The 21,527-nt window shown below is 39.6% G+C and carries 17 protein-coding genes; 15 read left to right on the top strand and 2 right to left on the bottom strand.

Features of this window, described 5'->3' with window-relative positions; genetic code table 11:
• The first annotated feature begins 4 nt into the window (after positions 1–4).
• The 4 genes from ACQKNS_RS21455 (at position 5) to ACQKNS_RS21440 (ending at position 5,256) form a co-directional block, all read left to right on the top strand.
• A complete protein-coding gene (locus ACQKNS_RS21455) occupies positions 5–1,402 on the top strand; it encodes an amino acid permease (RefSeq protein WP_427645282.1) in 1,398 nt (465 codons plus the stop codon).
• A gap of 370 nt (positions 1,403–1,772) precedes the next feature.
• Positions 1,773–2,066, top strand: a complete 294-nt coding sequence (locus ACQKNS_RS21450; protein ID WP_427645281.1) for an RNA polymerase alpha subunit C-terminal domain-containing protein — start codon at positions 1,773–1,775, stop codon at positions 2,064–2,066.
• Positions 2,067–2,232: 166 nt separating this feature from the next.
• Positions 2,233–3,153: a type I pantothenate kinase gene (coaA, locus tag ACQKNS_RS21445; RefSeq protein WP_427645280.1), complete on the top strand. Its 921-nt coding sequence runs from the start codon at positions 2,233–2,235 to the stop codon at positions 3,151–3,153.
• Between the two features lie 597 nt (positions 3,154–3,750).
• Positions 3,751–5,256, top strand: a complete 1,506-nt coding sequence (locus ACQKNS_RS21440) for a malate:quinone oxidoreductase (protein WP_427645279.1) — start codon at positions 3,751–3,753, stop codon at positions 5,254–5,256.
• A gap of 178 nt (positions 5,257–5,434) precedes the next feature.
• Here ACQKNS_RS21440 and ACQKNS_RS21435 read toward each other — a convergent pair whose 3' ends face one another.
• Positions 5,435–6,487 carry a potassium channel family protein gene (locus tag ACQKNS_RS21435; RefSeq protein WP_427645277.1) on the bottom strand — a complete coding sequence of 351 codons (1,053 nt, stop codon included), beginning with the start codon at positions 6,485–6,487 and terminating at the stop codon, positions 5,435–5,437.
• A gap of 557 nt (positions 6,488–7,044) precedes the next feature.
• Here ACQKNS_RS21435 and nikA point away from each other — a divergent pair.
• The 9 genes from nikA (at position 7,045) to ACQKNS_RS21390 (ending at position 16,332) form a co-directional block, all read left to right on the top strand.
• Positions 7,045–8,670, top strand: a complete 1,626-nt coding sequence (gene nikA, locus ACQKNS_RS21430; RefSeq protein WP_427645276.1) for a nickel ABC transporter substrate-binding protein — start codon at positions 7,045–7,047, stop codon at positions 8,668–8,670.
• A gap of 18 nt (positions 8,671–8,688) precedes the next feature.
• Positions 8,689–9,633 carry a nickel ABC transporter permease subunit NikB gene (gene nikB / locus ACQKNS_RS21425; protein ID WP_427645275.1) on the top strand — a complete coding sequence of 315 codons (945 nt, stop codon included), beginning with the start codon at positions 8,689–8,691 and terminating at the stop codon, positions 9,631–9,633.
• Complete coding sequence (gene nikC, locus ACQKNS_RS21420; protein WP_427645274.1) at positions 9,630–10,460, top strand: nickel ABC transporter permease subunit NikC; 831 nt, start codon at positions 9,630–9,632, stop codon at positions 10,458–10,460. Before nikB ends, nikC begins: the two co-directional genes overlap by 4 nt.
• A 10-nt stretch (positions 10,461–10,470) precedes the next feature.
• Complete coding sequence (gene nikD / locus ACQKNS_RS21415) at positions 10,471–11,307, top strand: nickel import ATP-binding protein NikD (protein WP_427645273.1); 837 nt, start codon at positions 10,471–10,473, stop codon at positions 11,305–11,307.
• A 33-nt stretch (positions 11,308–11,340) separates the two neighbouring features.
• Positions 11,341–12,162, top strand: coding sequence for a nickel import ATP-binding protein NikE (gene nikE, locus ACQKNS_RS21410; protein WP_427645272.1), 822 nt, complete (start codon positions 11,341–11,343; stop codon positions 12,160–12,162).
• 97 nt (positions 12,163–12,259) lie between these two features.
• Positions 12,260–13,576, top strand: a complete 1,317-nt coding sequence (locus ACQKNS_RS21405) for an MATE family efflux transporter (protein ID WP_427645271.1) — start codon at positions 12,260–12,262, stop codon at positions 13,574–13,576.
• Positions 13,577–14,115: 539 nt separating this feature from the next.
• Positions 14,116–14,892, top strand: coding sequence for a transporter substrate-binding domain-containing protein (locus tag ACQKNS_RS21400; RefSeq protein ID WP_076370949.1), 777 nt, complete (start codon positions 14,116–14,118; stop codon positions 14,890–14,892).
• 64 nt (positions 14,893–14,956) lie between these two features.
• On the top strand, positions 14,957–15,601 hold the full coding sequence (locus tag ACQKNS_RS21395) for an amino acid ABC transporter permease (protein WP_427645270.1): 645 nt from the start codon (positions 14,957–14,959) through the stop codon (positions 15,599–15,601).
• Complete coding sequence (locus ACQKNS_RS21390; RefSeq protein WP_427645269.1) at positions 15,598–16,332, top strand: amino acid ABC transporter ATP-binding protein; 735 nt, start codon at positions 15,598–15,600, stop codon at positions 16,330–16,332. The genes ACQKNS_RS21395 and ACQKNS_RS21390 overlap by 4 nt, the downstream gene beginning before the upstream one ends.
• 108 nt (positions 16,333–16,440) lie before the next feature.
• Here the strand turns inward: ACQKNS_RS21390 and ACQKNS_RS21385 are convergent, their stop codons facing one another.
• Positions 16,441–18,948, bottom strand: a complete 2,508-nt coding sequence (locus ACQKNS_RS21385) for an NEW3 domain-containing protein (RefSeq protein WP_427645268.1) — start codon at positions 18,946–18,948, stop codon at positions 16,441–16,443.
• A gap of 255 nt (positions 18,949–19,203) precedes the next feature.
• Here ACQKNS_RS21385 and ACQKNS_RS21380 point away from each other — a divergent pair, with 255 nt between their 5' ends.
• Entirely contained in the window at positions 19,204–20,430 is a 1,227-nt protein-coding gene (locus ACQKNS_RS21380; RefSeq protein ID WP_427645267.1) for an ROK family transcriptional regulator, read from the top strand.
• Positions 20,430–21,521: an extracellular solute-binding protein gene (locus ACQKNS_RS21375; RefSeq protein WP_427645266.1), complete on the top strand. Its 1,092-nt coding sequence runs from the start codon at positions 20,430–20,432 to the stop codon at positions 21,519–21,521. The genes ACQKNS_RS21380 and ACQKNS_RS21375 overlap by 1 nt, the downstream gene beginning before the upstream one ends.
• Positions 21,522–21,527: the final 6 nt, after the last annotated feature.

Here is a 21,527-nt window from a genome sequence, read left to right as displayed (position 1 = left end):
TGGAATGGCAAACAAAGATTTGAATAGGGACTTGAAAGGTCGTCATATTCAGATGATCGCTTTGGGCGGAACTATTGGTGTCGGTTTATTCATGGGTTCTGCCAGCACGATTCAATGGACAGGTCCGTCGGTAATGTTAGCTTATGCGATCTCTGGGATTTTTATATTCTTAATCATGCGTGCAATGGGGGAAATGTTGTATTTAGAGCCAAGTACAGGTTCATTTGCAACATTTGGTTACAAGTACATTCATCCATTGGCAGGGTATATGACTGCATGGAGTAACTGGTTCCAGTGGGTTATTGTCGGGATGGCGGAAATTATTGCAGTTGGGACGTACATGCAGTATTGGTTCCCTGATCTCCCGGCTTGGATTCCGGGTCTAATCGCAATGGTGATTCTTGGAGCGGCGAACTTAATTTCCGTTAAATCCTTCGGGGAAATTGAATTTTGGTTTGCACTGATCAAAATCGTAACGATTATTTTAATGATCGTTGCAGGATTTGGACTTATTTTCTTTGGAATCGGTAATGGAGGGGAAGCCTTAGGATTATCGAATCTTTGGGAGCATGGTGGCTTATTTACAGGTGGTTGGAAGGGCTTCTTCTTTGCTCTCTCACTGGTGGTTGCCGCTTATCAAGGTGTAGAATTAATCGGGATTACGGCTGGTGAAGCTAAAGATCCTCAAGAAACGATAACCAAAGCGATTCAAAGTACCATTTGGCGTATTTTAATTTTCTATATCGGTGCGATTTTCATAATTGTAACCGTTTACCCTTGGGATCAATTAAGTGCGATTGGCAGTCCATTTGTTGCCACTTTTGCGAAAGTTGGTATCACGGCAGCAGCTGGAATCATTAATTTTGTCGTAATCACGGCTGCTATGTCTGGCTGCAATAGTGGAATTTACAGCGCAGGACGTATGCTGTACACATTAGGGATGAATGGCCAAGCGCCAAAATTCTTTGCGAAAGTATCTAATAGCGGTGTACCTCTATTCGGTACGTTCGGAGTGATAGTCGGGTTAGCAATTGGGGTTGTTTTAAGTTATATTGCACCAGAAAATTTATTTGTTCATGTATATAGTGCGAGTGTACTTCCTGGTATGATTCCGTGGTTTGTCATACTGATCAGCCAAATTAAATTCAGGAAAATTAAAAAAGCTGAAATGCACAATCATCCATTCAAAATGCCTTTTGCACCTGTTACAAATTACCTGACCATCGCTTTCTTGATCATGGTATTAATCGGTATGTGGTTTAATGATGACACACGCATATCATTAATGGTTGGAATAGGTTTTCTGGCTATCGTTGCCATTAGTTATTTCGCTTTTGGAATAGGGAAGCGTGTACAAGCCGAGGCTCAGACAATGGCTCGGAAGGAAGATAAAGTGGGTTAACCCATAATTCACTTGGTTTTGCAAAGGGGTGCTTCGGCAGCCCTTTTCCAATGTAAAAGGGTAGTTTAGTTTTCACAGGAGATGATAAAATGATAGTTGAAGTTGAAAGTTGTGCTATAGATATTGCTTGTTGGATATAAGAGGTGTATAGTGACCTTGGATATCCCGAGAGCAACTGAAAACAGTAAGTAAGGTTCTTGTTGAACTCCTTAGTTAATTAAAAGCTTTCTGGGCTATGATGAATGGGTTCAGGGCAATTTAGTTAATGACATCAGGATACGCTTCCGCCAAAGGTTAGTGTAAGTTAACTGCGATGTTATTACTTCTTAAGATGGAAAGTTAACAATCATAAGAAAAGGAGACATTGACATTGACAACTTCAAAGAAGAATTTGAGGACTTGCGAAAAGGGCCACAAATACCATAAATCCAGCGACTGTCCGACCTGCCCTGTATGTGAGCAAGAACGAAAACCTGACACCGGATTTCTTTCATTGCTTTCTGCACCAGCCAGACGGGCATTGGAAAACAATGGGATAAACTCTTTGCATCAGCTATCAACATATAGTGAAAAAGAAATCTTGAAGTTTCACGGTATGGGACCAGCTTCTTTACCTATACTTAGGGATGCTCTGGAGACAGGTGGGTTATCATTCAAGGATTAACCATTTAACCTTAACAGGAACGCCTTTTATGCCTGCTGGTTCCATACATTCAATTTCTTTCATCAAGTCATAGGGTCTTTATGTAAGGGATCGGGAACATCTTTTTTTATGGACATCATCCTTGTTAAACTGATAGTAACTCTAAAAAGTGAGGTAACGAAAAATCATGGGTTCCTATACTCCCTATCATGAATTCAATCGAAAAAAGTGGGCATCTTTGCGAAACCATACCCCTCTTCCTTTAACTGAAGAAGAATTGGATAACTTAAAAGGAATTAATGAAGAAATATCCATTGAGGAAGTAGAAGAGGTATACTTGCCCTTGACTCGTTTAATCAATTTATATGTTGAAGCATCTCAACAGCTTAATACAGCCACTTCTTCATTTCTAAAAACTACTGATAAAAAAGTACCTTATATCATTGGTATTGCCGGGAGTGTTGCTGTAGGAAAGAGTACGACAGCAAGGTTACTTCAGACCTTATTATCTAGATGGGATAATCATAGAAACGTAGGTCTTGTCACTACCGACGGTTTTTTGTACCCAAATGATCTTTTAGAAGAAAAAGGACTGATGAAAAGAAAAGGGTTTCCTGAAAGTTATGATACGCAAAAATTAATTAATCTTATCGGGGATGTAAAAGCAGGAAAAAATAAAGTGGAAGTTCCAATCTACTCACATTTGAAGTATGACGTTTTGCCAAATGAAGTGCAGACTATCTGTAATCCGGATATTTTAATAGTGGAAGGTATTAATGTTCTTCAAGTTGATAAGGAAAATCAAGTATTCGTCAGTGACCTTTTTGATTTCTCACTTTATGTAGATGCAGACGCAAATGATATAGAGCGGTGGTATGTTGAAAGGTTCCTTTTACTTCAAAAGACCGCATTTCAAAGTCCCGAATCCTATTTTCATCGTTATATTGACTTGTCTAAAGAACAAGCCATTAAACAAGCGACCCAAATTTGGGAAGAAATTAATTTGAAAAATTTACATGAAAATATACTGCCAACAAAAGGACGGGCAAAACTCGTTTTAAAAAAAGGATCGGATCACAAAGCCGAAAATATCTATTTGCGAAAATGATAACGTAAATAATGTTTTTTTATAATAATAATAAAGGGTAAAATTTCTTTTTAAGGGCCTATTCGATAAGTCTTAAAATTAAGAATATTTTCAATGTCCATACCTAATATTGGTTTAATTATCAGTAATTATTGGTATTGTTATAATATCTAATTATTGGGTGGAATTTATGATCCAAGTTAAAAAGGTAGTTGTTTAGCATTTTCAGGAAGGTCCATGTTTTTTCGGGAAATGGTTACAGAAACTTCTAATTCCACTTCCGATTTTGTCAATAAATGTGTATTTTCGTTGCTTTTTCTGATGTGTCAATATTATTTCGCTAACAGTTTCTTCCTTCAATAAGAGGGAGCTCCTGAAGAAATCTTACTCTTCGACCATCATGGCGGATAAGTTTAAGCTAAATTCTTAACAAAATCAATTTTTTAGCAAAAAAAGTAATAGTAGAATATTTTAATCTATGAAATAATAATAATAGATTATGATATAGTTATAAGGAGACAGAAAAGGTGTGTTCCTAGTTCGTGCCTGGCTTTTGGTGACACCTAAACAGGAGCGCCTACATCTTTTTTGCAAATATAGGGGATAAGGAAGGTTATAATGAGCAACATACAGAAACAAACAGACGTTATCTTAATTGGCGGCGGAGTCATGAGCGCGACTTTGGGATCATTACTGAAAGAGTTAGCACCGGAATGGGAAATCAAAGTATTTGAGAAGCTTGCAAACGCAGGAGAAGAAAGCTCTAACGAATGGAATAATGCGGGTACGGGACATTCTGCACTGTGCGAGCTTAACTATACATCCGAAAAATCTGACGGATCTATAGATATTAGCAAAGCAATTAAAATTAATGAACAGTTCCAAGTTTCATTGCAGTTTTGGTCGTATCTTGTAAACTGTAAGCTGATTGATAATCCACAAGACTTTATCATGCCATTGCCTCATATGAGTATGGTACAAGGGGATAAGAATGTAGCGTTCTTAAAGAAACGTTTTGAAGCGCTGTCAAAAAACCCTCTGTTCCAAGGTATGGAGTATTCCGATGACCCAGCAAAACTGATGGAATGGATTCCACTTATCATGCAAGACCGTCCATCGAATGATTCTATAGCGGCAACAAAAATTGATTACGGTACAGACGTTAACTTTGGTGCTTTAACACGCATGTTGTTTGACCATCTAAAGACTAAAAACGTCGATATCAAATATAAACATAGTGTTGATAATGTTAAACGGGCCAGCGATGGCTCATGGGAATTAAAAGTGCGTAATGTCGATACTGGCAGCGTGGAACGCCATAATGCTAAATTCGTCTTTATCGGAGGCGGGGGCGGAAGCTTGCATTTGCTGCAAAAATCCGGCATTCCTGAAGGGAAACATATCGGCGGATTCCCAGTAAGCGGATACTTCATGGTATGTAATAATCCTGAAGTTGTTGAGCAGCATCATGGAAAAGTATACGGAAAAGCTAAAGTTGGTGCTCCACCAATGTCTGTTCCGCATCTTGATACACGTTTTATCGACAATAAAAAATCGTTGCTATTTGGACCATTTGCGGGCTTCTCACCGAAGTTCCTAAAAACGGGTTCAATGTTCGATTTAATAACTTCCGTAAAACCGAATAATGTTTTAACTATGTTGGCGGCAGGTGCAAAAGAGATGCCATTGACAAAATACCTGATCCAGCAAGTTATGTTATCGAAAGAACAGCGCATGGAAGAGTTACGAGAGTTCATCCCGAACGCTAAGAGTGAGGATTGGGATTTAGTAGTAGCTGGCCAGCGTGTACAAGTCATTAAAGATACTGCAGAAGGCGGCAAAGGTACACTTCAATTTGGTACGGAAGTTGTCAGTGCATCCGATGGCTCGATTGCAGCATTGCTTGGTGCATCACCAGGTGCTTCTACTGCTGTTCACGTTATGCTTGAGGTAATTAATAAATGCTTCCCGCAACGTATGAAAGAGTGGGAACCAAAAATTAAAGAAATGATTCCTTCTTATGGGGAGTCACTAATGGAAAATTCAGAGCTTCTGCACGAAATTCAAACTTCTACTTCAGAGACGCTTGGTCTGAGCAAAAAAAAAGAGCTAGTTTATAGTTAATTTTTGGAAATGGAAGTAACGTTGAAATTAAAAACAACAGAACCTTTAATCAATCTTTGATTGAAGGTTCTTTTTTTGTTCGAAAAGGAAGGTTGCTGGGGCAGACTTTTTCTTATGACGAAAGGGCGGAGTATAGTTTAATAATGAAAAGGGATGCTAGTAGGCATCCCAAAAGATTCTAATGTGTATGTGAATTAATTTGGGAAATGGTCTCTTTATCGCAAATGACGAAAAGCTGTGCATCGTCAGGAATCCGTTCATCTAATTTTTGGTTTATGTTAAGATCGCCACGATCTGCTACCAGTGTGGCTCCTTTGTTAAGAAGATCTATGAACGCATCACGATAGGTTCGCCATTCATCTTGTTTAGAAATCTCATACATGGTTTCTTCATACTTTGTGCTCATAAGTTCAGAATACATATGAATGACTCCATGAGAAAATAATGATCGGACTGCAGCGTGGGAGATCATTTCTTGTGTAGGAATAAACTCATCCACCTTTACACGCTCGAATAAGCGAATATGCTTTTGATTGATCACTTCGGCGGTGACATGAATGGATGTACTCGTTTTTTCCTCAATGTCCGTTATGGCAGTGGCAACTAATAATGTCTTTCCATCGACAAGCAACGGGTCTTTCGTTGCATAATTATCTTGTGTTATTTGGTCAGCGAAAATGATAACGCCTTTTGCTCTAGGCAGATTTGCACGGAGTAATGTTTCTTCATCGGTAGCGTCCCCGCGAACATAAAACAGACGCTCCTCCAACATAGGAGCTTTTTCCAAGTTATCAATGATCACAAGATCAATGGTTTCATCGGATTTGAAAATTTCTTGGAGTGCCGATTTTGACTTATCACTCCATCCAATCAAAATGATATGATTTTTACCTGTATATTTCATTTTTCCACCAACTTTACGTTTTTCGATAAGATATACAGATTTAATGATTTTTCCAATGAAAAGACTAACAAGTCCAATACCCGTGATGTAAAGACCAATGGTAAATGCCTTTCCAAGGTCGGTGACCGGTGCATAGTCTCCAAAACCAACCGTAGCAAGGGTTGTAAGAACCCAGTAAACTGATGTTAAATATGATTCGAATGTCTGTGGCTCTATAGAATAAGCAATAAACGCAGCAATTAATATGTATAAAATGGCAAATGGTATAAAGATTCTACCTCTTACTTTAATCAGGTAATATATGATTTTTTTTACCGTAATTCTCATCATACCCATCCTAGTTTTCAAGTCATCATCGATTAAATTTATATTTCCCCAATTTAACAATTAATTAAACGTAAGTGCAAAAACTATTTTTTACCCAAGCAGGGAGCAAAAAGCATATAAAAGTGAGCCAAGTTCTTTAAAAATCTGTGATCAGCTCTTTTCTTATGCATAAAAAGGGCAGGAACGTTGAGAATTCCATTGAATCTTATTGCACCTATCGCAATATTGCTGCTTAAGCGACGAACCTTAATTCGATTCACAGGTGCGTTCGTATTCTTAAGGCCGAACAGTAAAATTACTGGCCGACCTTTTTTAATAGAATCTTTTATATCAGTAGCCAGGGCAGGACGAATGGGTGCGCTGGACTTTTGAAGGCTTGTTGGGACGTAGGATAAATTATTTGGGGTAGCATCTTCACAGAAAAGGATATTGAATTTATATGTTTCTAACAAAACAAATTTATATCTTTCGAGAATTTCGACATTATATTGACAATAATATAGTTACTCATTAGAATTGAAAATGATTCTCAATATGGTACTGGAGGCACCAATGTTATGTCAAAAAGAAGAAGCAGCAAACAAGTGTTATTTATATCCGCAATCGTTTTAATTTTATCAACGCTTTTACTTGGATGTACAAATGAATCAAAAGAAAATTCAACTTCAAATAAAGACAATAAAGACATGCTTACCTTTGCTTGGCCAAGGGATATAGGTGAAATGAATCCGCATGTCTATAATCCTTCTCAATTATTCGCTACATCAATGATATATGAACCATTGGTTAGCTACCAAGATGGGGGAGAACTGAAACCGCATTTAGCTGAATCTTGGGAAATTTCCAAGGATGGGAAGGAATATACGTTCAACCTGCGTCAAGATGTGAAATTCTCTGACGGTACAAGTTTTAATGCTGAAATTGTGAAAAAGAACTTTGATGCTATATTGAAAAATGTTGATTTACATAGTTGGTTGGGCTTTATTCCGAAAGTGGATCAAACGGAAGTGATTGACCAAAACACGTTTAAACTAACATTAAAAGAGCCATATTATCCTACTATTCAAGAGTTGGCCGTCGTTCGTCCAGTCCGTTTCTTAGGTGAGGCTGGATTCCCTAAAGATGGTGACACTTCTAAAGGTATTACAAAACCAGTCGGTACAGGTCCATGGATTTTGGAAGAATATAAAGCAGATGAATATGCTATTTTCAAACGTAATGAAAATTATTGGGGTGAACTCCCTAAAGTAAAGAAAATCAAAGTCAAGATCATTCCCGATGCTGAAACCCGAGTTCTTGCTTTTGAAAAGGGTGACCTAGACCTAATTTATGGTGAAGGCGTTATCAGTCTGGATGCTTTCAAACAATTAGAAACAACAGGTAACTATGAGACTAGTATTTCTGAGCCGGTTGCGACAAGACAACTAGTTATGAATACGAAGAAAGAGCAGCTTTCGGATTTACGTGTTCGTCAAGCGTTACAATATGGGTTTAATAAAAAAGCAATGGTTGAAGGAGTGACTTCTGGGTTGGAAGAGAAGGCAGATTTCATTTTACCGAAAAACTTCCCTTATACTTCAGACATTGATGTAAAAGCGATTGATTATAATGTCGAAAAAGCAAAAGCTTTATTAGATGAAGCAGGATGGAAGCTTCCAAAAGGAAAAAGCGTCCGTGAAAAAGACGGAAAACCACTTGAAATCGAGTTAATGTACGACTCTGCAGAATCGATTCAAAAAGCAATGGCAGAAACATTACAATCTGAGTGGGCGGCACTAGGAGTTAAATTAAATATCGTCGGAGTTGAGCTTACGGTACAAATTGAAAGATTTAAAGCTAATGATTTTGAATTGAATTTCTTTAGTAACTACGGAGCACCTTATGATCCACATACTTTCGTAAACATCGTTGGTTCGGAAGGATTTGGTTTTAACGAAGCCATTTCATCCTATCCGAACAGAGATAAGTTGTTGAAACAAATTGCAGATGTTCCTAGAACAACAGATGAAAAAGAACGTCAAGAACTTTACTCAACTATTTTGGTATCACTACAAGACCAAGGAGCGATTGTACCTATTTCTTATATTAAGAAAATAGCTGTTTACCAAAAAGATGTATCTAATTTTACATTCCCTGCTAACCGGGATGAACATCCATTCACAGGCATTAGCATCGAGAAGTAAGTTACAGGAGGGTTTTTCATGGGCACTTATATCTTGAAACGAATTATGGCCATAATTCCCATCTTTCTTTTGGCCACTCTTCTAACGTTTGGAATGATTCACCTTTCACCCGTGGACCCAGCTGAGGCATATTTAACTGCAGCACATATCCAATCCACAGATGAGATATTGGCTCAGAAAAGACATGAGTTTGGCTTAGATCAACCCCTCCATGTTCAATATGTAGACTCCATCATTAAGATATGCCAATTTGATTTTGGCATATCTTATGTTTCGAATAAACCTGTTTGGGACGAGGTTACATATCGAATGCCAGCGACCATTCAGTTAGCCATAGGTAGCATCATATTAGCTATCCTGGTCAGTGTCCCTCTTGGATTTTTGGCAGGCATAAAGAAAAACAGTGGTATTGACCATTTCAGTCGCCTTCTCTCTTTTTTCGGGGCATCCATCCCCTCTTTTTGGCTGGGTTATTTATTGATATTTTTCTTTTCTGTTAAACTCGACCTATTCCCTGTTGAAGGAATCGGGACTTGGCTACATCTAGTTCTTCCTTCCGTTACTTTAGCTTTGCCATTAATAGCTTTGTATACTCGACTATTACGTGCTAGCGTTCTTGAAAATTTACAGGAGCCTTATGTACTTTTTGCTCGCACAAGAGGAATTCATGAAAAAGTCATTATGGGAAAACATGTATTGAGAATAGCCATATCCCCAATGATCACTGGATTAGGGATGAATTTAGGAAAGCTGCTGACAGGAACCATTATCGTCGAAGCGGTCTTTTCCTGGCCAGGATTTGGCCGTTATTTTATTGAAGCTATTTTTAATCGGGATGTTCCTGTCATTCAATGCTATGTGCTTTTAGCAGCGGGACTATTCATTATCAGCAACTTGGTTGTTGACCTTATTCAAATGTGCATCGATCCACGCATCTCCAGAAAAGGGGGGCAACGTCAATGATAACAAGTATTCGCATTATGATAAGAAGTCAGAAAGTGTTTGTCCTTTGTTCAATAATACTGAGCTTCCTATTTATCATCACCATTTTGGCTCCTTGGATTGCACCTAATGATCCTATTGCTGTCAATTTAGCTAATAAACTACAGCCCTCTTCCTTTCAGTATCCATTGGGAACTGATCATTTAGGAAGATGCACGTTATCACGCATCTTATATGGAGCTCGCATTTCGTTAGGATTTGCCACATTAATCTTTATTTCATCTTTGGGCATCGGTTTGATTGTTGGAACCATTGCTGGTTATAAAGGTGGTTGGGTGGACCAGGTGCTAATGAGACTTTGTGATGGTGTGATGGCATTTCCGAATCTTTTGCTCATTCTTGGACTTGTTGGTATATTGGGACCTGGCCTTAAACAAGTCATCTTAGCTTTGATGCTTGTGCAATGGGTATATTACGCAAGGATCTTCCGAGGAATGGTACTTAGCCTGAGAGAACAAAACTATATAGCGGCAGCTAAAATAAGCGGTTCATCTCAATGGAAGATAATAAAGAAACATATTGTTCCAAATGTTCTCCCGCCGCTTGCTGTTATGGGTACATTGGAAATGGGCTGGGCGATCATGGATATATCCGCCATGTCGTTTCTAGGTTTAGGTGTGCAACCCCCTACACCAGAATGGGGGGCAATGATTCATGAAGGGAAATCTTATATTCGGACGAATCCAGAATTAATGCTATATCCAGGTTTGATGATCATGCTCGTTGTCATCACCTTCAATTTATTAGGTGAAGCGCTATCAGAACGTTTTGGAGTCAAACGTCGTTAATGAAAAAGGAATGAGAAGATTGAAAACAGAACGATCGAATGTATTAACAGTCAGCGATCTACATGTGCAAGTACAAACAAAAAAGGGTGCTTCCACCCTCGTTCAGGATATTAATTTTGAACTGGAAAAAGGGAAGGTGCTGGGGCTTGTTGGGGAAAGTGGGAGTGGCAAAACCGTTACGAGTATGTCCATACTACAGCTTCTTGATCGGAAAACAACGACGATTGAAGGCAGCATTACCCTCCAAGGACGTGAATTGAATGGGTTAGACCATAAAGAAATACGTGGAATCCGTGGCAAGGATATTGCCTTTATTATGCAAAATCCGATGAATTCATTTACGCCTGTTTTTACTATTGGCAATCAATTTATCGAAACGATCAGGTCTCATACCTCATTGAGTAAGCAAGAAGCAAAAGAGCTTGCCATCGATGCGATGCAAAATGTAAACCTGCCAGATCCCGCGAAACTATTAAAAAGCTATCCTTTTCAATTGAGTGGAGGTATGCTTCAACGCGTGATGATTGCAATGGCTGCATGTTTACATCCTTCCGTTATTATTGCTGATGAGCCGACAACTGCACTCGATGTTCATAACCAATTACAAGTACTTCGCCACTTGGATAAAATTCGTTCTGAATATGGAACATCCATTTTACTCATTTCTCATGATCTGGGAGTCATTTCTGAAATGGCAGATGATGTAGTCGTCATGCAACATGGCAGAATTGTAGAAACGGCAAATGTATTTGAACTATTCGATAATCCGCAGCATGAGTATACAAAGAAACTGCTAAATGCCCGACTTACCTTAAATCTTGAAGAACCTATCGCCCATATGTTGTGATATATAGTTAGCATTCTTTTGAGGGGTGAACAAATGAGTTTATTACAAGTAAAAGCAGTAACTCATAGCTATAATTCTCATACGTTTTTTAAATGGAAAGACCATTCTAAAAAAGTGCTCACTGACATTTCCCTCTCTATTGACGAAGGAACATGTTTAGGACTGCTTGGTACGAGTGGAGCTGGAAAAAGCACATTAGGTAAAGTGATTCTTGGCTTAGAACGTCCACAGCAAGGACAGGTTCTGTTTCAAGGGCATGATATCTATACTGCTGATAAGCTTATTCGGCAAAAGATACGCCGAGATCTACAGGTTGTTTTTCAAGATTCGCATTCATCTGTCAATCCACGAATGACGGCCGAACATATTATAGGCGAGCCATTAGAAAACTATGAAAAACTAACCGTAGCCGAACAAAAAAGAACGGTCATTGAGTTATTGGAAAGAGTGGGCCTAAGTGAGAAGGATTTAAAAAAATACCCACACCAATTTAGCGGTGGACAATTGCAAAGAATTAATATTGCCAGAGCTATTTCTCTTAAGCCGATGCTGATCGTCTTAGACGAATCCGTAAGCAGTTTAGATATGGTTAATCAAACACTAATTTTAGAATTATTAAGCGAGTTGAAAAAAGACTTCGGCTTATCTTATCTTTTTATTACCCATGATATTAAAGCGGCCTATTCAATCGCTGATACTTTGGGTGTACTGGAAAAAGGAGAATTAATCGAACTTTACGATTCTAAAAGTCAGTTTTTTTCGTCAGAACACCCTGTCATTAAACAGATGAGGGGCTCTATCCTTGCTGGGCATCCGCGTTTTCGTTCTCTGCCGACGAGGGCTAACAAGACCTAGTCTGGAATCTATATTTATTGATAAGAAGGCCTCGATTTCTGTTTCATAATCGAGGCTATTATTATTTTTTCTGAAGAACATATGGGAGGGAATTTGGATGAATCATCGAACATACCTTGCTTTAGCCATCCCCTTAACGATTTCAACGATGACAACCCCTTTATTAGGGGCTGTGGATACTGCAGTTGTTGGTCAGCTTCCAGATCCGGCGTATATTGGGGGAGTTGCAGTAGGTAGCGTTATTTTTAATACTTTATATTGGTTATTCGGATTTTTGCGAGTTAGCACTTCTGCGTTTACCGCTCAAGCTAATGGGGCAAACGATCAGGCTCAGGGAGCACTCGCTTTGTTTCGCCCTTTTTTATTAGCTGTCATTGTAGGTCTTGGTTTTATCCTCCTGCAATGGCCGATTGAATATGCGGCTTTAAAACTAATTGCTCCTGATTACATTGTTAGCAAATTTGCAGCGGAATATTTTCGAATTCGAATTTGGGGAGCGCCCTTCACTTTGATGAATTATGTCATTCTTGGTTGGTTGATGGGCATGTCGAAGATTAAAGCATCTTTATTCTTACAAGTGTTCATGAATGTTCTAAATATGGTTCTTGCCATTTTGTTTGTTCATGTATTTTCTTTGGCCGTAAAAGGGGTGGCTATGGCAACTTTAATCGCAGAAATCACAGCCTTCTTAATTGGCTTACTCCTTTTATTGAAGGCATCACCGATTCGATGGAAAATGCCAGCTGTGGGAACGCTTATAGATTCACATTCCATGAAAAAGATGTTTATCGTTAACCGGGATTTATTTATTCGAACGATTTGTTTATTAGCTGTTTTTAACTTGTTTACAGCAAAAGGTGCTACTTTTGGTACAGAACTATTGGCTGCCAATGCTGTATTGATTCAGATTCATTATATTATGGCTTATTTCTTTGATGGGTTTGCGAATGCATCTAGCATTTTAGTAGGTAAAGCGATTGGTTCAAATGATGAAAAATTATATAAAAAGACGCTCACCTTGTCCTGGCAATGGTCAATTCTATCCGCTTTCTTCATTGCATGTGCCTATGCGATATTTCAAGAACAGATTATTGGACTCTTCACGAATTTACCTAGAGTGATCGAGCTTTCGAATACATATGGAGCTTGGCTAATTATTTTCCCATTCACAGCCTGTTTCGGACTCGTCATTTACGGTGTCTTCACGGGAGCGACTGAAATTGTACCGGTCCGAAACTCTATGATTTTCGCGTTGATGGCGTATATTATTGTACAAGTCACTGCAACCCCGATCTGGGATAATCATGGCTTATGGCTCGCCTTCATCTTCTTTAGTTTGGGTAGATCTGGTTTTTTAGTTATGTATATCCCTAGACTGAACAAGAAAATTTTTCATGTTAAACAAGAATTGTGAATGCCCCTCCTTAATGAGGAAGGATAAAAGGTTTAGTTATTCTATTAACAGGGAGAAGAGTTCAATAAGAAAAGCTAACCATCCAGATTATAAGGCGTTGTTTTGTAATGGGATTGTTTTTTGAAAAAAGAGAAAGTACAAGAATCATTAATGCTTCCACTAACTTTTTTATTTGTTCAAGATTACTAATGTTTATCAGAAAAAGGGCTGCCCGGAAAGTCGTCGAATTCCTCCGACATTAGGACAGCCCTTTAACTGAGCCTCATCTTTCTTGTTGCAATTCTGCATGCTTCCAATGACCGTATTATAAAGGGGTATTTCCTATTACTGGTGGCATGATCGGCCATTTTATAGTGAAGGATTCCATATCCTTTTTGAATTTCCATCACTGAAACAATATTAGGAAAAACATCCATAAAAATTATTTGGAGAAAATATTATTTATTCTAAAAATTCATATAATAATACTTTATTCTTATGCTATATTATAGGGAGAATTATTTATTATCACGTATAATCTAAGAATTGGAGTGATTTGAATGAAGAAACTTGGTTTACTGAGTATGTTTTTGATTCTAACTATCTTTATCTCGGCTTGTGGAACCAATGAAGAAAAAAATGCAGGTGAGGAAAAGGAACCTGAAAAGGTATATAAAGTTGGTGTGGATACGACTTATCCTCCTTTTGAATTTAAAGAGGGGAATGAATATAAAGGCATTGATATTGAATTGATCAATGCAATTGCAAAAGACCAGGATTTTAAAATCAAATTGTCTCCAATGGATTTCGGCGGAATCATTCCGGCTATGCAAGCCAATCAGCTGGATGTGGCCATTGCGGGCATGAGTATTACAGAGGAAAGAAAAAAGGTAGTGGATTTCTCAACACCTTATTTTGATGCAGGATTAACAATAGTTGTTAAAAAAGATAATACAAGCACTAAAACGGTTAAAGATCTTAAAGGGAAAACCATTGCAGTCAAAAAAGGAACAACAGGTGCTAAATATGCTCAGGATAATGCTACGAAGCTAGGAATTAAAGTAGTTCAATTCAATGATAGTCCAGCGATGTTCCAGGAAGTGGCCAACGGTAATGCGGATGCTCTTATAGAAGATTACCCGGTTATCTCCTATGCGATCGCCCAAAAAGATCTTGGATTGAAAATCGTAGGTGACCGTTTGAATGGTGACCAATATGGAATTGCTGTATTAAAAGGACAAAACAAGGATTTATTGAAGAAAATAAATGATGGTCTTGCCAATCTGAAAAAAGATGGCACATATGATGAAATTATTAAAACGTATCTTGGTGAATAAACAATAGATTAAAGTTCGATAGGCGCGCTTATGGCGCGCTTTCTTTTTCAAAGGGGTGAAAGAAATGGATATAATTGTTGCGGCATTGCCTATTTTATTAAAAGGACTTCAGGTGACACTTTATATCTTTGTGATTGCCATTATCCTAGGGTTTTTGATTGGTTTACTGGTCGCTTTGCTGCGACTTGCCCCCATCAAGGTCTTGAACTGGATTGCAAAGGTTTATGTGGATGCGATACGAGGGACACCGTTCATCGTTCAGCTGTTTTTTATCTATTTTGGAGTGAATTCACTGAATTTGATTTCTTTGGACAGTACAACAGCTGGAATAATTACCGTTGCCATCAATGCAGGTGCATATTTTGCTGAAATAATAAGGGCGGGGATACAATCCATCGATAAAGGACAAACGGAAGCGGCAAGATCCATCGGGTTCACGGGTACTCAAACGATGAGGTATGTCGTGCTGCCGCAAGCCTTTAGAAGGATGCTCCCTACCATTACGAATCAATCGATCATCAGCTTGAAAGACACTTCGCTATTATCCGTCATTGGCATTGCCGATTTAACCCAGCAAGGTCAGATTCAAGCTTCGGCAACCTTTGAAGCATTCAAGATTTGGCTGGCAGTTGGTGTTATTTACTTTATCATCATCTATTTGTTAACCCTAATTGCTAATTTCATAGAAAGGAGGGTACAAGTTCGATGAGCATCATTACTGTAAAAAACCTGAGAAAATCATTTGGAGCTGTCGAGGTTTTAAAAGATATTAATGCAGAAGTGCAGGAAAAGGAAGTAATTTGCGTAATAGGCCCTTCTGGATCTGGAAAGAGTACATTTCTGCGTTGCCTGAATCTCCTAGAGGAAATTACGGGCGGTGAGGTGGTCATTAACGGACATGATATAACCGATCCTAAAAAGAAAATCAATATAAACAAAGTACGGCAAGAAGTTGGGATGGTTTTTCAACATTTCAATCTATTTCCTCATAAAACCGTCCTTGAGAACATAACATTGGGCCCTATTAAAATTCGTGCCACCGAGAAAGCGGAAGCAGGAAGGTTGGCGCTTGAATTATTGGATAAGGTTGGCCTTAAGGAAAAAGCAAATAGCTATCCGGGGGAACTTTCCGGGGGACAAAAACAGCGGGTCGCCATCGCAAGGGCATTAGCGATGAATCCGAAAATCATGCTATTTGATGAACCGACTTCTGCGCTTGATCCTGAGATGGTCGGCGATGTTTTGGAGGTAATGAAACAACTTGCCAAGGAAGGCATGACAATGGTCGTCGTTACACATGAAATGGGCTTTGCCCGGGAAGTCGGGGACCGGGTCATATTCATGGATGGAGGGTATATCGTGGAAGAAAATGAGCCGAATGAATTATTCGGCAACCCTCAGCACGAAAGAACGAAAGCCTTCTTGAGCAAAGTGCTTTAATGGGATGACTGTAGGGAGCGGGAGTCAGTCAGGCCCTGGTTATTAATATCATCGGGCAAGCACTAAAAAAACCTATGCATTCGCCATATGCATAGGTTTTTTTCTTATTTACTTGGCACCATAACTAATCAAGTTCGTCATGATTCGATATCCGCCTGGAACCTGGCCTTGAATTTGCCTGTATAGGACAAGGTTGGTGTAGAGGTAGGTGCCATTGCCGTATTTAGCCATGAGGATTCCGCCATCAAATGGTTCTTCATTTGGATCGGCCATGGAAATGAATGTTTCAAACCGTTCATCCCATTCCATTGGGAAATACAATCCTCTTTCTTGGACCCAATTGCTCCAGTCATCACTTGTTATTTTATTTGGATAGTTAAAGAGAGCCGATTCTGGTTTCAAGACGTTTACCGTGGCATTTTCATCGGTTACCCGCCAGCGAATGGAAGGATTCCCAAGGGTAAGGGGGTATGGGGCTGTCTTCAGGGCATCCCACCCATCACCCGGTTTATGGTACTGAACGACGAGATGACCGCCGTTTTCCACATATTCAAGTAAGCGCGCGTTATTTGCCTTTAAATCTTCCCTTGATAAATAAGCGCGGATGCCTGTAACGATCGTGTCATATTGACTTAAATCACCTTCAGCTAAATCAGCTGCAGTTAACTTCGTAATGTTCAGACCTGCATTGCTTAAATAATCTGCCACTTTATCGAATCCACTTTCAATGTACCCCACTTTTAATGAAGCTGGCTTCAAAAGCTCAAATGCAACGGTATTGATAGCTGCTGGGTATTGGTAATAGAATGTTCCGATATGGTCATAGGAAATCTCCTGAATGGTCGAATCAAAGGTTTTCCCATTGACAGTAGCAGCTGCCTTAACCTGATATTCACCATTTTGAATTGCTTTCGGCGGTCTGAGGGTGAATTTTACTTGTTTTTCTTCTGACTTTCCATTAAATGATACAGTGGCATTTTTGGGATGAACTCCCCAGTTTTCAGGGACTTTTAAAGCGACCTTTACTGATGTTTTTCCTTCTGTGTAGTTTTTCAAGGTTACGGTCACTGGGATTTCTTCTTTTACATCTGCTGTATTTACGACGGTATCTTCAGGAGATAGGGTAAGGCCAACGTCGGGAAGGACAGCGATCGTTCCATCCAATTCTTCCTGGATGGCGGTTTTTGTGCTGCCGTATTTATAAGAAATGCTCGTTGTAATGGTTGATTCATCGTAGGCATGGTAATAGGCTGCATTTTCAGGGACTTCAACCAGGTAAGTCATCGTCGCTGATTTATTTGGTGCCAGATTGACATCTTTAGCTTTTGTTTTGATCTTCCATCCTTTAGGCACGTTCAATGCAGCAGCTACTTTTTTCAATGTTTGTTTCCCGTTATTTTTCACTGTAACGGTTACATTCGTCCTTTGGCCTTTTGTAAGGATCTTTGAAGCCGCGTTAGCTTGAACTTCAAGTCCTGAAGAGACATAACTGACGTTTTGCAATTGCTCTTCTTTTAAAGAGAGTTTATGGAGCAAGTCGTTTTTAATGGCAAGGCTTAGCTTTGACTTTTTGACTTGCGCAGTAATTGAACGAACATTGGAGAGAGCTGTCTGGGATTTTGTAAAAACACGTTCTTCATTTGGATAAGCCGCAATAACAGCGTCCAAATTCCGTTGCAGGTATTTAAATCCATCTTTCAATTTTGAAGCTGAGTGAGGGAGTTTTTCAGCCCATTCAGTAAAATTGTAAGGCACACCTGCAAAAAGGTCCGACTGATTTTTTGTATCAACGGCGCTTTGCTTCAAATTAAGATGGATCTGGCGAGGTGCTGCAGGGATATCAGAACCCATGCCTTGGCTTTTATGCAAATAGCGAGATTGTTCTCCAAGCTGCGGGTAAGTCATATTGTATATTGGGTCAAATTTACCAATTTCAATCGAAGTGGTTGCTTGATCTGCCGAGGAAACGGGCAAATATAGCTTTTTCACTTGCCATACCGATAGACCTTGTTTCAATTGTTGTGGAAACACGGTTGGGTCGGCGGCATCCTTGAAGGCACGTTCACTTAAGATTGTCATTGTTCGGTGATGTCCATGCTGGGTATCATCATTTTGAAAGGAGGGCATCAATATATCCGGCTGATATGTTCGAATAAAGCGGATTAGCCTTTCATAGGTGAGTTCCTCGCCCCATTTTTCCAATGTTTCCTCTGGTGTTTTAGAGAAGCCGAAATCATAAATGGGATCTGAGGTCGTTTCACTTAAATGATAGGCCTTAACCCCGGTGATTTTTGCAGCTTCTATCATTTCCCTCGAACGGATGATTCCAAGAGCATTGTCCAGTTCATCCCCGATTTCATTTTGTCCGCCTTCACCACGGTTTGCAATCAGGCTGGATGTCTTAACCCCTAACCCTCTCGATAGATAAGCGAGAAAGTCACTGCGTTCATCATCCGGATGGGCACCGCTGTTCAAAAATGTTACGGTCGTCTCGAGCGGCTTGACCGAATTCCATAACTCAACGTTGGCTTCCTCAGGATTTGCAGCGCTACCTCCAAGCGGCAATAATGCAAGGACCAACAAAAGGGAAAGCAGCGATAACAAAGCTTTTTTCATTATTCTTTTAACCCCCTTCAATTTTATAAAACACCTAAAAAAATGTAGGTTAGTAATATTTTCTAACTAACCAGGCGAAAAAAACTTATCTAATAAATAGCACTATTGGGTATAAATGTAAATGATGCGAAGTAACTATTAAAAATTGAACATTTTAAAAGTTCAGAAAAATAACTTGTGTACAGGGTTTATTTAAGTTATATTTTTACTTAATTAGGAAGATTTACTAACTAAATAATGTAAGGCCGTGATGTGATGAGTTTTAAAAGACCACCCAGTCATCAAAAATATGTCAATAAGAAAAGAGTCATTCAATGCATCAAGGAATGTTCGCCCATTTCAAGAGCTGAAATCGCCGTTAAGCTTCAGCTAAGTAAACCAACTGTTTCTCTGGCTGTGGATGAACTTATACAGGAGAAATGGGTATTTGAGAAAGGAATAGGTGAATCCTCCTCTCAAGGCGGGAGAAGGCCTATCCAGCTCTTTTTTAATGAAAAGGCTGCCTATATCATTGGGGTCGATATAGGCGGGACGAAAGTGAAAATCATTTTAAGTGATTTAAGCGGCAACATTCTTGCCGACACTAGTTTTTCAACTAACACCTATTTACAATCAGGGCTTCTTAAACAAATGGCGGTTGAAACGGAACGGTTAATTGCAAAGAATCAGATTGCGAAAGACAGGATATTGGGAATGGGGGTCGGGATCCCTGGTATAACGCAAACGGCAAGCGGATTGGTAATAGAGGCACCGAGTTTAGGCTGGGTACAATATCCGTTCATAGCCGAAGCGAAACGGTATTTTGATTTCCCCATTTTTCTAGACAATGATGTAAACGCGGCTGCGCTAGGTGAACAGTGGCTGGGCAATGCACAAAATAAGCGGAATTTGCTGTTCATTGCGGTAGGCACGGGGATAGGAAGCGGCATTATCTTGAATAACCAGTTATACAGGGGGGCTTCAAGTGCAGCTGGGGAAATGGGATATATGGTAACGGACAAAGAGGATATAAAGCGGGAATTCAAACCGATTTTCCATAGATACGGCTATTTGGAAAGTGTCGCAGGAGGAAAGTCGATTGGCAGTCATTTTACAAGGGAGGTTCTCAAGGATCCCCATCATTCTTTATACGAACGGGCCAAATCTTCCGAACTATCGGGGGAGGATGCATTTTTGTCAGCAAAAAAAGGAGACACCACAGCCATGACCGTCATAAATGAAGCCATCGAGCATCTGGCCTGCGGCATTGTGAATGCGGCAAGTTTACTAAATCCAGAGGTGATCATTTTAGGAGGTGGTGTTTTAAATTCATCTGAATACATTTTACCTAGAATTCAGGAGATCGTTGATCGATATCTTCCTAGTTTAGTAGAAATGAAAACTTCACAACTTGGAGAAAACGCAGGAGTACTTGGAGCGGTATCCCTTTTCTTAAGGGAACACGATGGCATTTTGAATTTTCGTGATGAGGGGGAGTATTAATGAAAAATAGGAAAAAGTCGCTTGTTTCAGTATTGGCCTTATCGGCAGCGTTATTGATTTCGGGATGTAACGGTGCAGATACGAAAACGAATTCGGATGCTGGCGGTGCCAAGGGAAAAAAGGGTGAGCTGGAAGATAAGATCGTTGTTTATTCACCGCATGGCAAAGATATTTTATCAAAATTCGAAAAACAGTTCGAGGATAAGTATGGTATTGACGTTGAGTGGCTTGATATGGGGTCTCAGGAAATCCTTGACCGCGTTCGATCAGAGAAAAGTAATCCACAGGCAGACGTATGGTGGGGGGCACCTTCCACGAACTTCAATCAAGCAAAGAGTGATGGGCTGCTGGCTGCTTATAAGCCTAGCTATTCCAATAGTCTGGATGAAGGATTCCACGATCCGGAATGGTATTGGACTGGAACGAGCCAGACACCGGAAGTCATCATGTATAACAACAAAGAACTATCAAAAGACGAGGTACCGAAAGATTGGGATGAGCTGATTGATCCGAAGTGGAAAGACGAAATCATCATCCGTTATCCGTTAGCCTCCGGAACGATGAGGACAATTTTTTCTGCGATGATCTATCGTACGTATAAGGATACAAATGATCCAAAAGAAGGGTATGACTGGTTAAAGAAGCTAGACCAAAACACAAAGGAATATTCAGCAAACCCGGAAATGATGTATAACAAGGTGGCCAAAGGAGAGGGCTCACTTTCCGTTTGGGCAATGCCGGATGTTGTCATGCTTAAGGAAAATAAAAATTATCCATTCGAGTTCGTCATTCCAGAAAGCGGAACACCAGTATTGACAGAAGGTATCGCCATCGTTGAAGGTGCCAAGCATCCAAAAGCGGCAGAAGCCTTTTATGAGTTTGTGAATTCACCGGAAGCCGCAAAAACCTTGGCAGAAGAATTTTACAGGATTCCGACCAGAAATGATGTGAAGGATTTACCTGAATGGATCACGGAAACGGAAATTAAACCGATGGATATTGATTGGAATGCATTCGAGGAAAAAGGTGACGAGTGGATGAAATATTGGGACGAAAATATTAAAAGTGGAGATAAAGAAATTAAAGAATAAGGAAGT

It is taken from the genome of Peribacillus sp. NPDC094092 (genome assembly GCF_050279365.1).
Classification (GTDB): Bacteria; Bacillota; Bacilli; order Bacillales; family DSM-1321; genus Peribacillus.
Note: the sequence above shows the minus strand (reverse complement) of the source record. Positions and strands in the feature narration are given on the sequence as shown.

Excerpts from the sequence above, each read along its gene's own strand:
- ACQKNS_RS21455 (WP_427645282.1), top strand. The coding sequence starts at position 5 with ATGGCAAACAAAGATTTGAATAGGGACTTGAAAGGTCGTCATATTCAG.
- coaA (WP_427645280.1), top strand. The coding sequence starts at position 2,233 with ATGGGTTCCTATACTCCCTATCATGAATTCAATCGAAAAAAGTGGGCA.
- ACQKNS_RS21440 (WP_427645279.1), top strand. The coding sequence starts at position 3,751 with ATGAGCAACATACAGAAACAAACAGACGTTATCTTAATTGGCGGCGGA.
- ACQKNS_RS21435 (WP_427645277.1), bottom strand. The coding sequence starts at position 6,487 with ATGAGAATTACGGTAAAAAAAATCATATATTACCTGATTAAAGTAAGA.
- nikA (WP_427645276.1), top strand. The coding sequence starts at position 7,045 with ATGTCAAAAAGAAGAAGCAGCAAACAAGTGTTATTTATATCCGCAATC.
- nikB (WP_427645275.1), top strand. The coding sequence starts at position 8,689 with ATGGGCACTTATATCTTGAAACGAATTATGGCCATAATTCCCATCTTT.
- nikC (WP_427645274.1), top strand. The coding sequence starts at position 9,630 with ATGATAACAAGTATTCGCATTATGATAAGAAGTCAGAAAGTGTTTGTC.
- nikD (WP_427645273.1), top strand. The coding sequence starts at position 10,471 with ATGAGAAGATTGAAAACAGAACGATCGAATGTATTAACAGTCAGCGAT.
- nikE (WP_427645272.1), top strand. The coding sequence starts at position 11,341 with ATGAGTTTATTACAAGTAAAAGCAGTAACTCATAGCTATAATTCTCAT.
- ACQKNS_RS21405 (WP_427645271.1), top strand. The coding sequence starts at position 12,260 with ATGAATCATCGAACATACCTTGCTTTAGCCATCCCCTTAACGATTTCA.
- ACQKNS_RS21400 (WP_076370949.1), top strand. The coding sequence starts at position 14,116 with ATGAAGAAACTTGGTTTACTGAGTATGTTTTTGATTCTAACTATCTTT.
- ACQKNS_RS21395 (WP_427645270.1), top strand. The coding sequence starts at position 14,957 with ATGGATATAATTGTTGCGGCATTGCCTATTTTATTAAAAGGACTTCAG.
- ACQKNS_RS21390 (WP_427645269.1), top strand. The coding sequence starts at position 15,598 with ATGAGCATCATTACTGTAAAAAACCTGAGAAAATCATTTGGAGCTGTC.
- ACQKNS_RS21385 (WP_427645268.1), bottom strand. The coding sequence starts at position 18,948 with ATGAAAAAAGCTTTGTTATCGCTGCTTTCCCTTTTGTTGGTCCTTGCA.
- ACQKNS_RS21380 (WP_427645267.1), top strand. The coding sequence starts at position 19,204 with ATGAGTTTTAAAAGACCACCCAGTCATCAAAAATATGTCAATAAGAAA.
- ACQKNS_RS21375 (WP_427645266.1), top strand. The coding sequence starts at position 20,430 with ATGAAAAATAGGAAAAAGTCGCTTGTTTCAGTATTGGCCTTATCGGCA.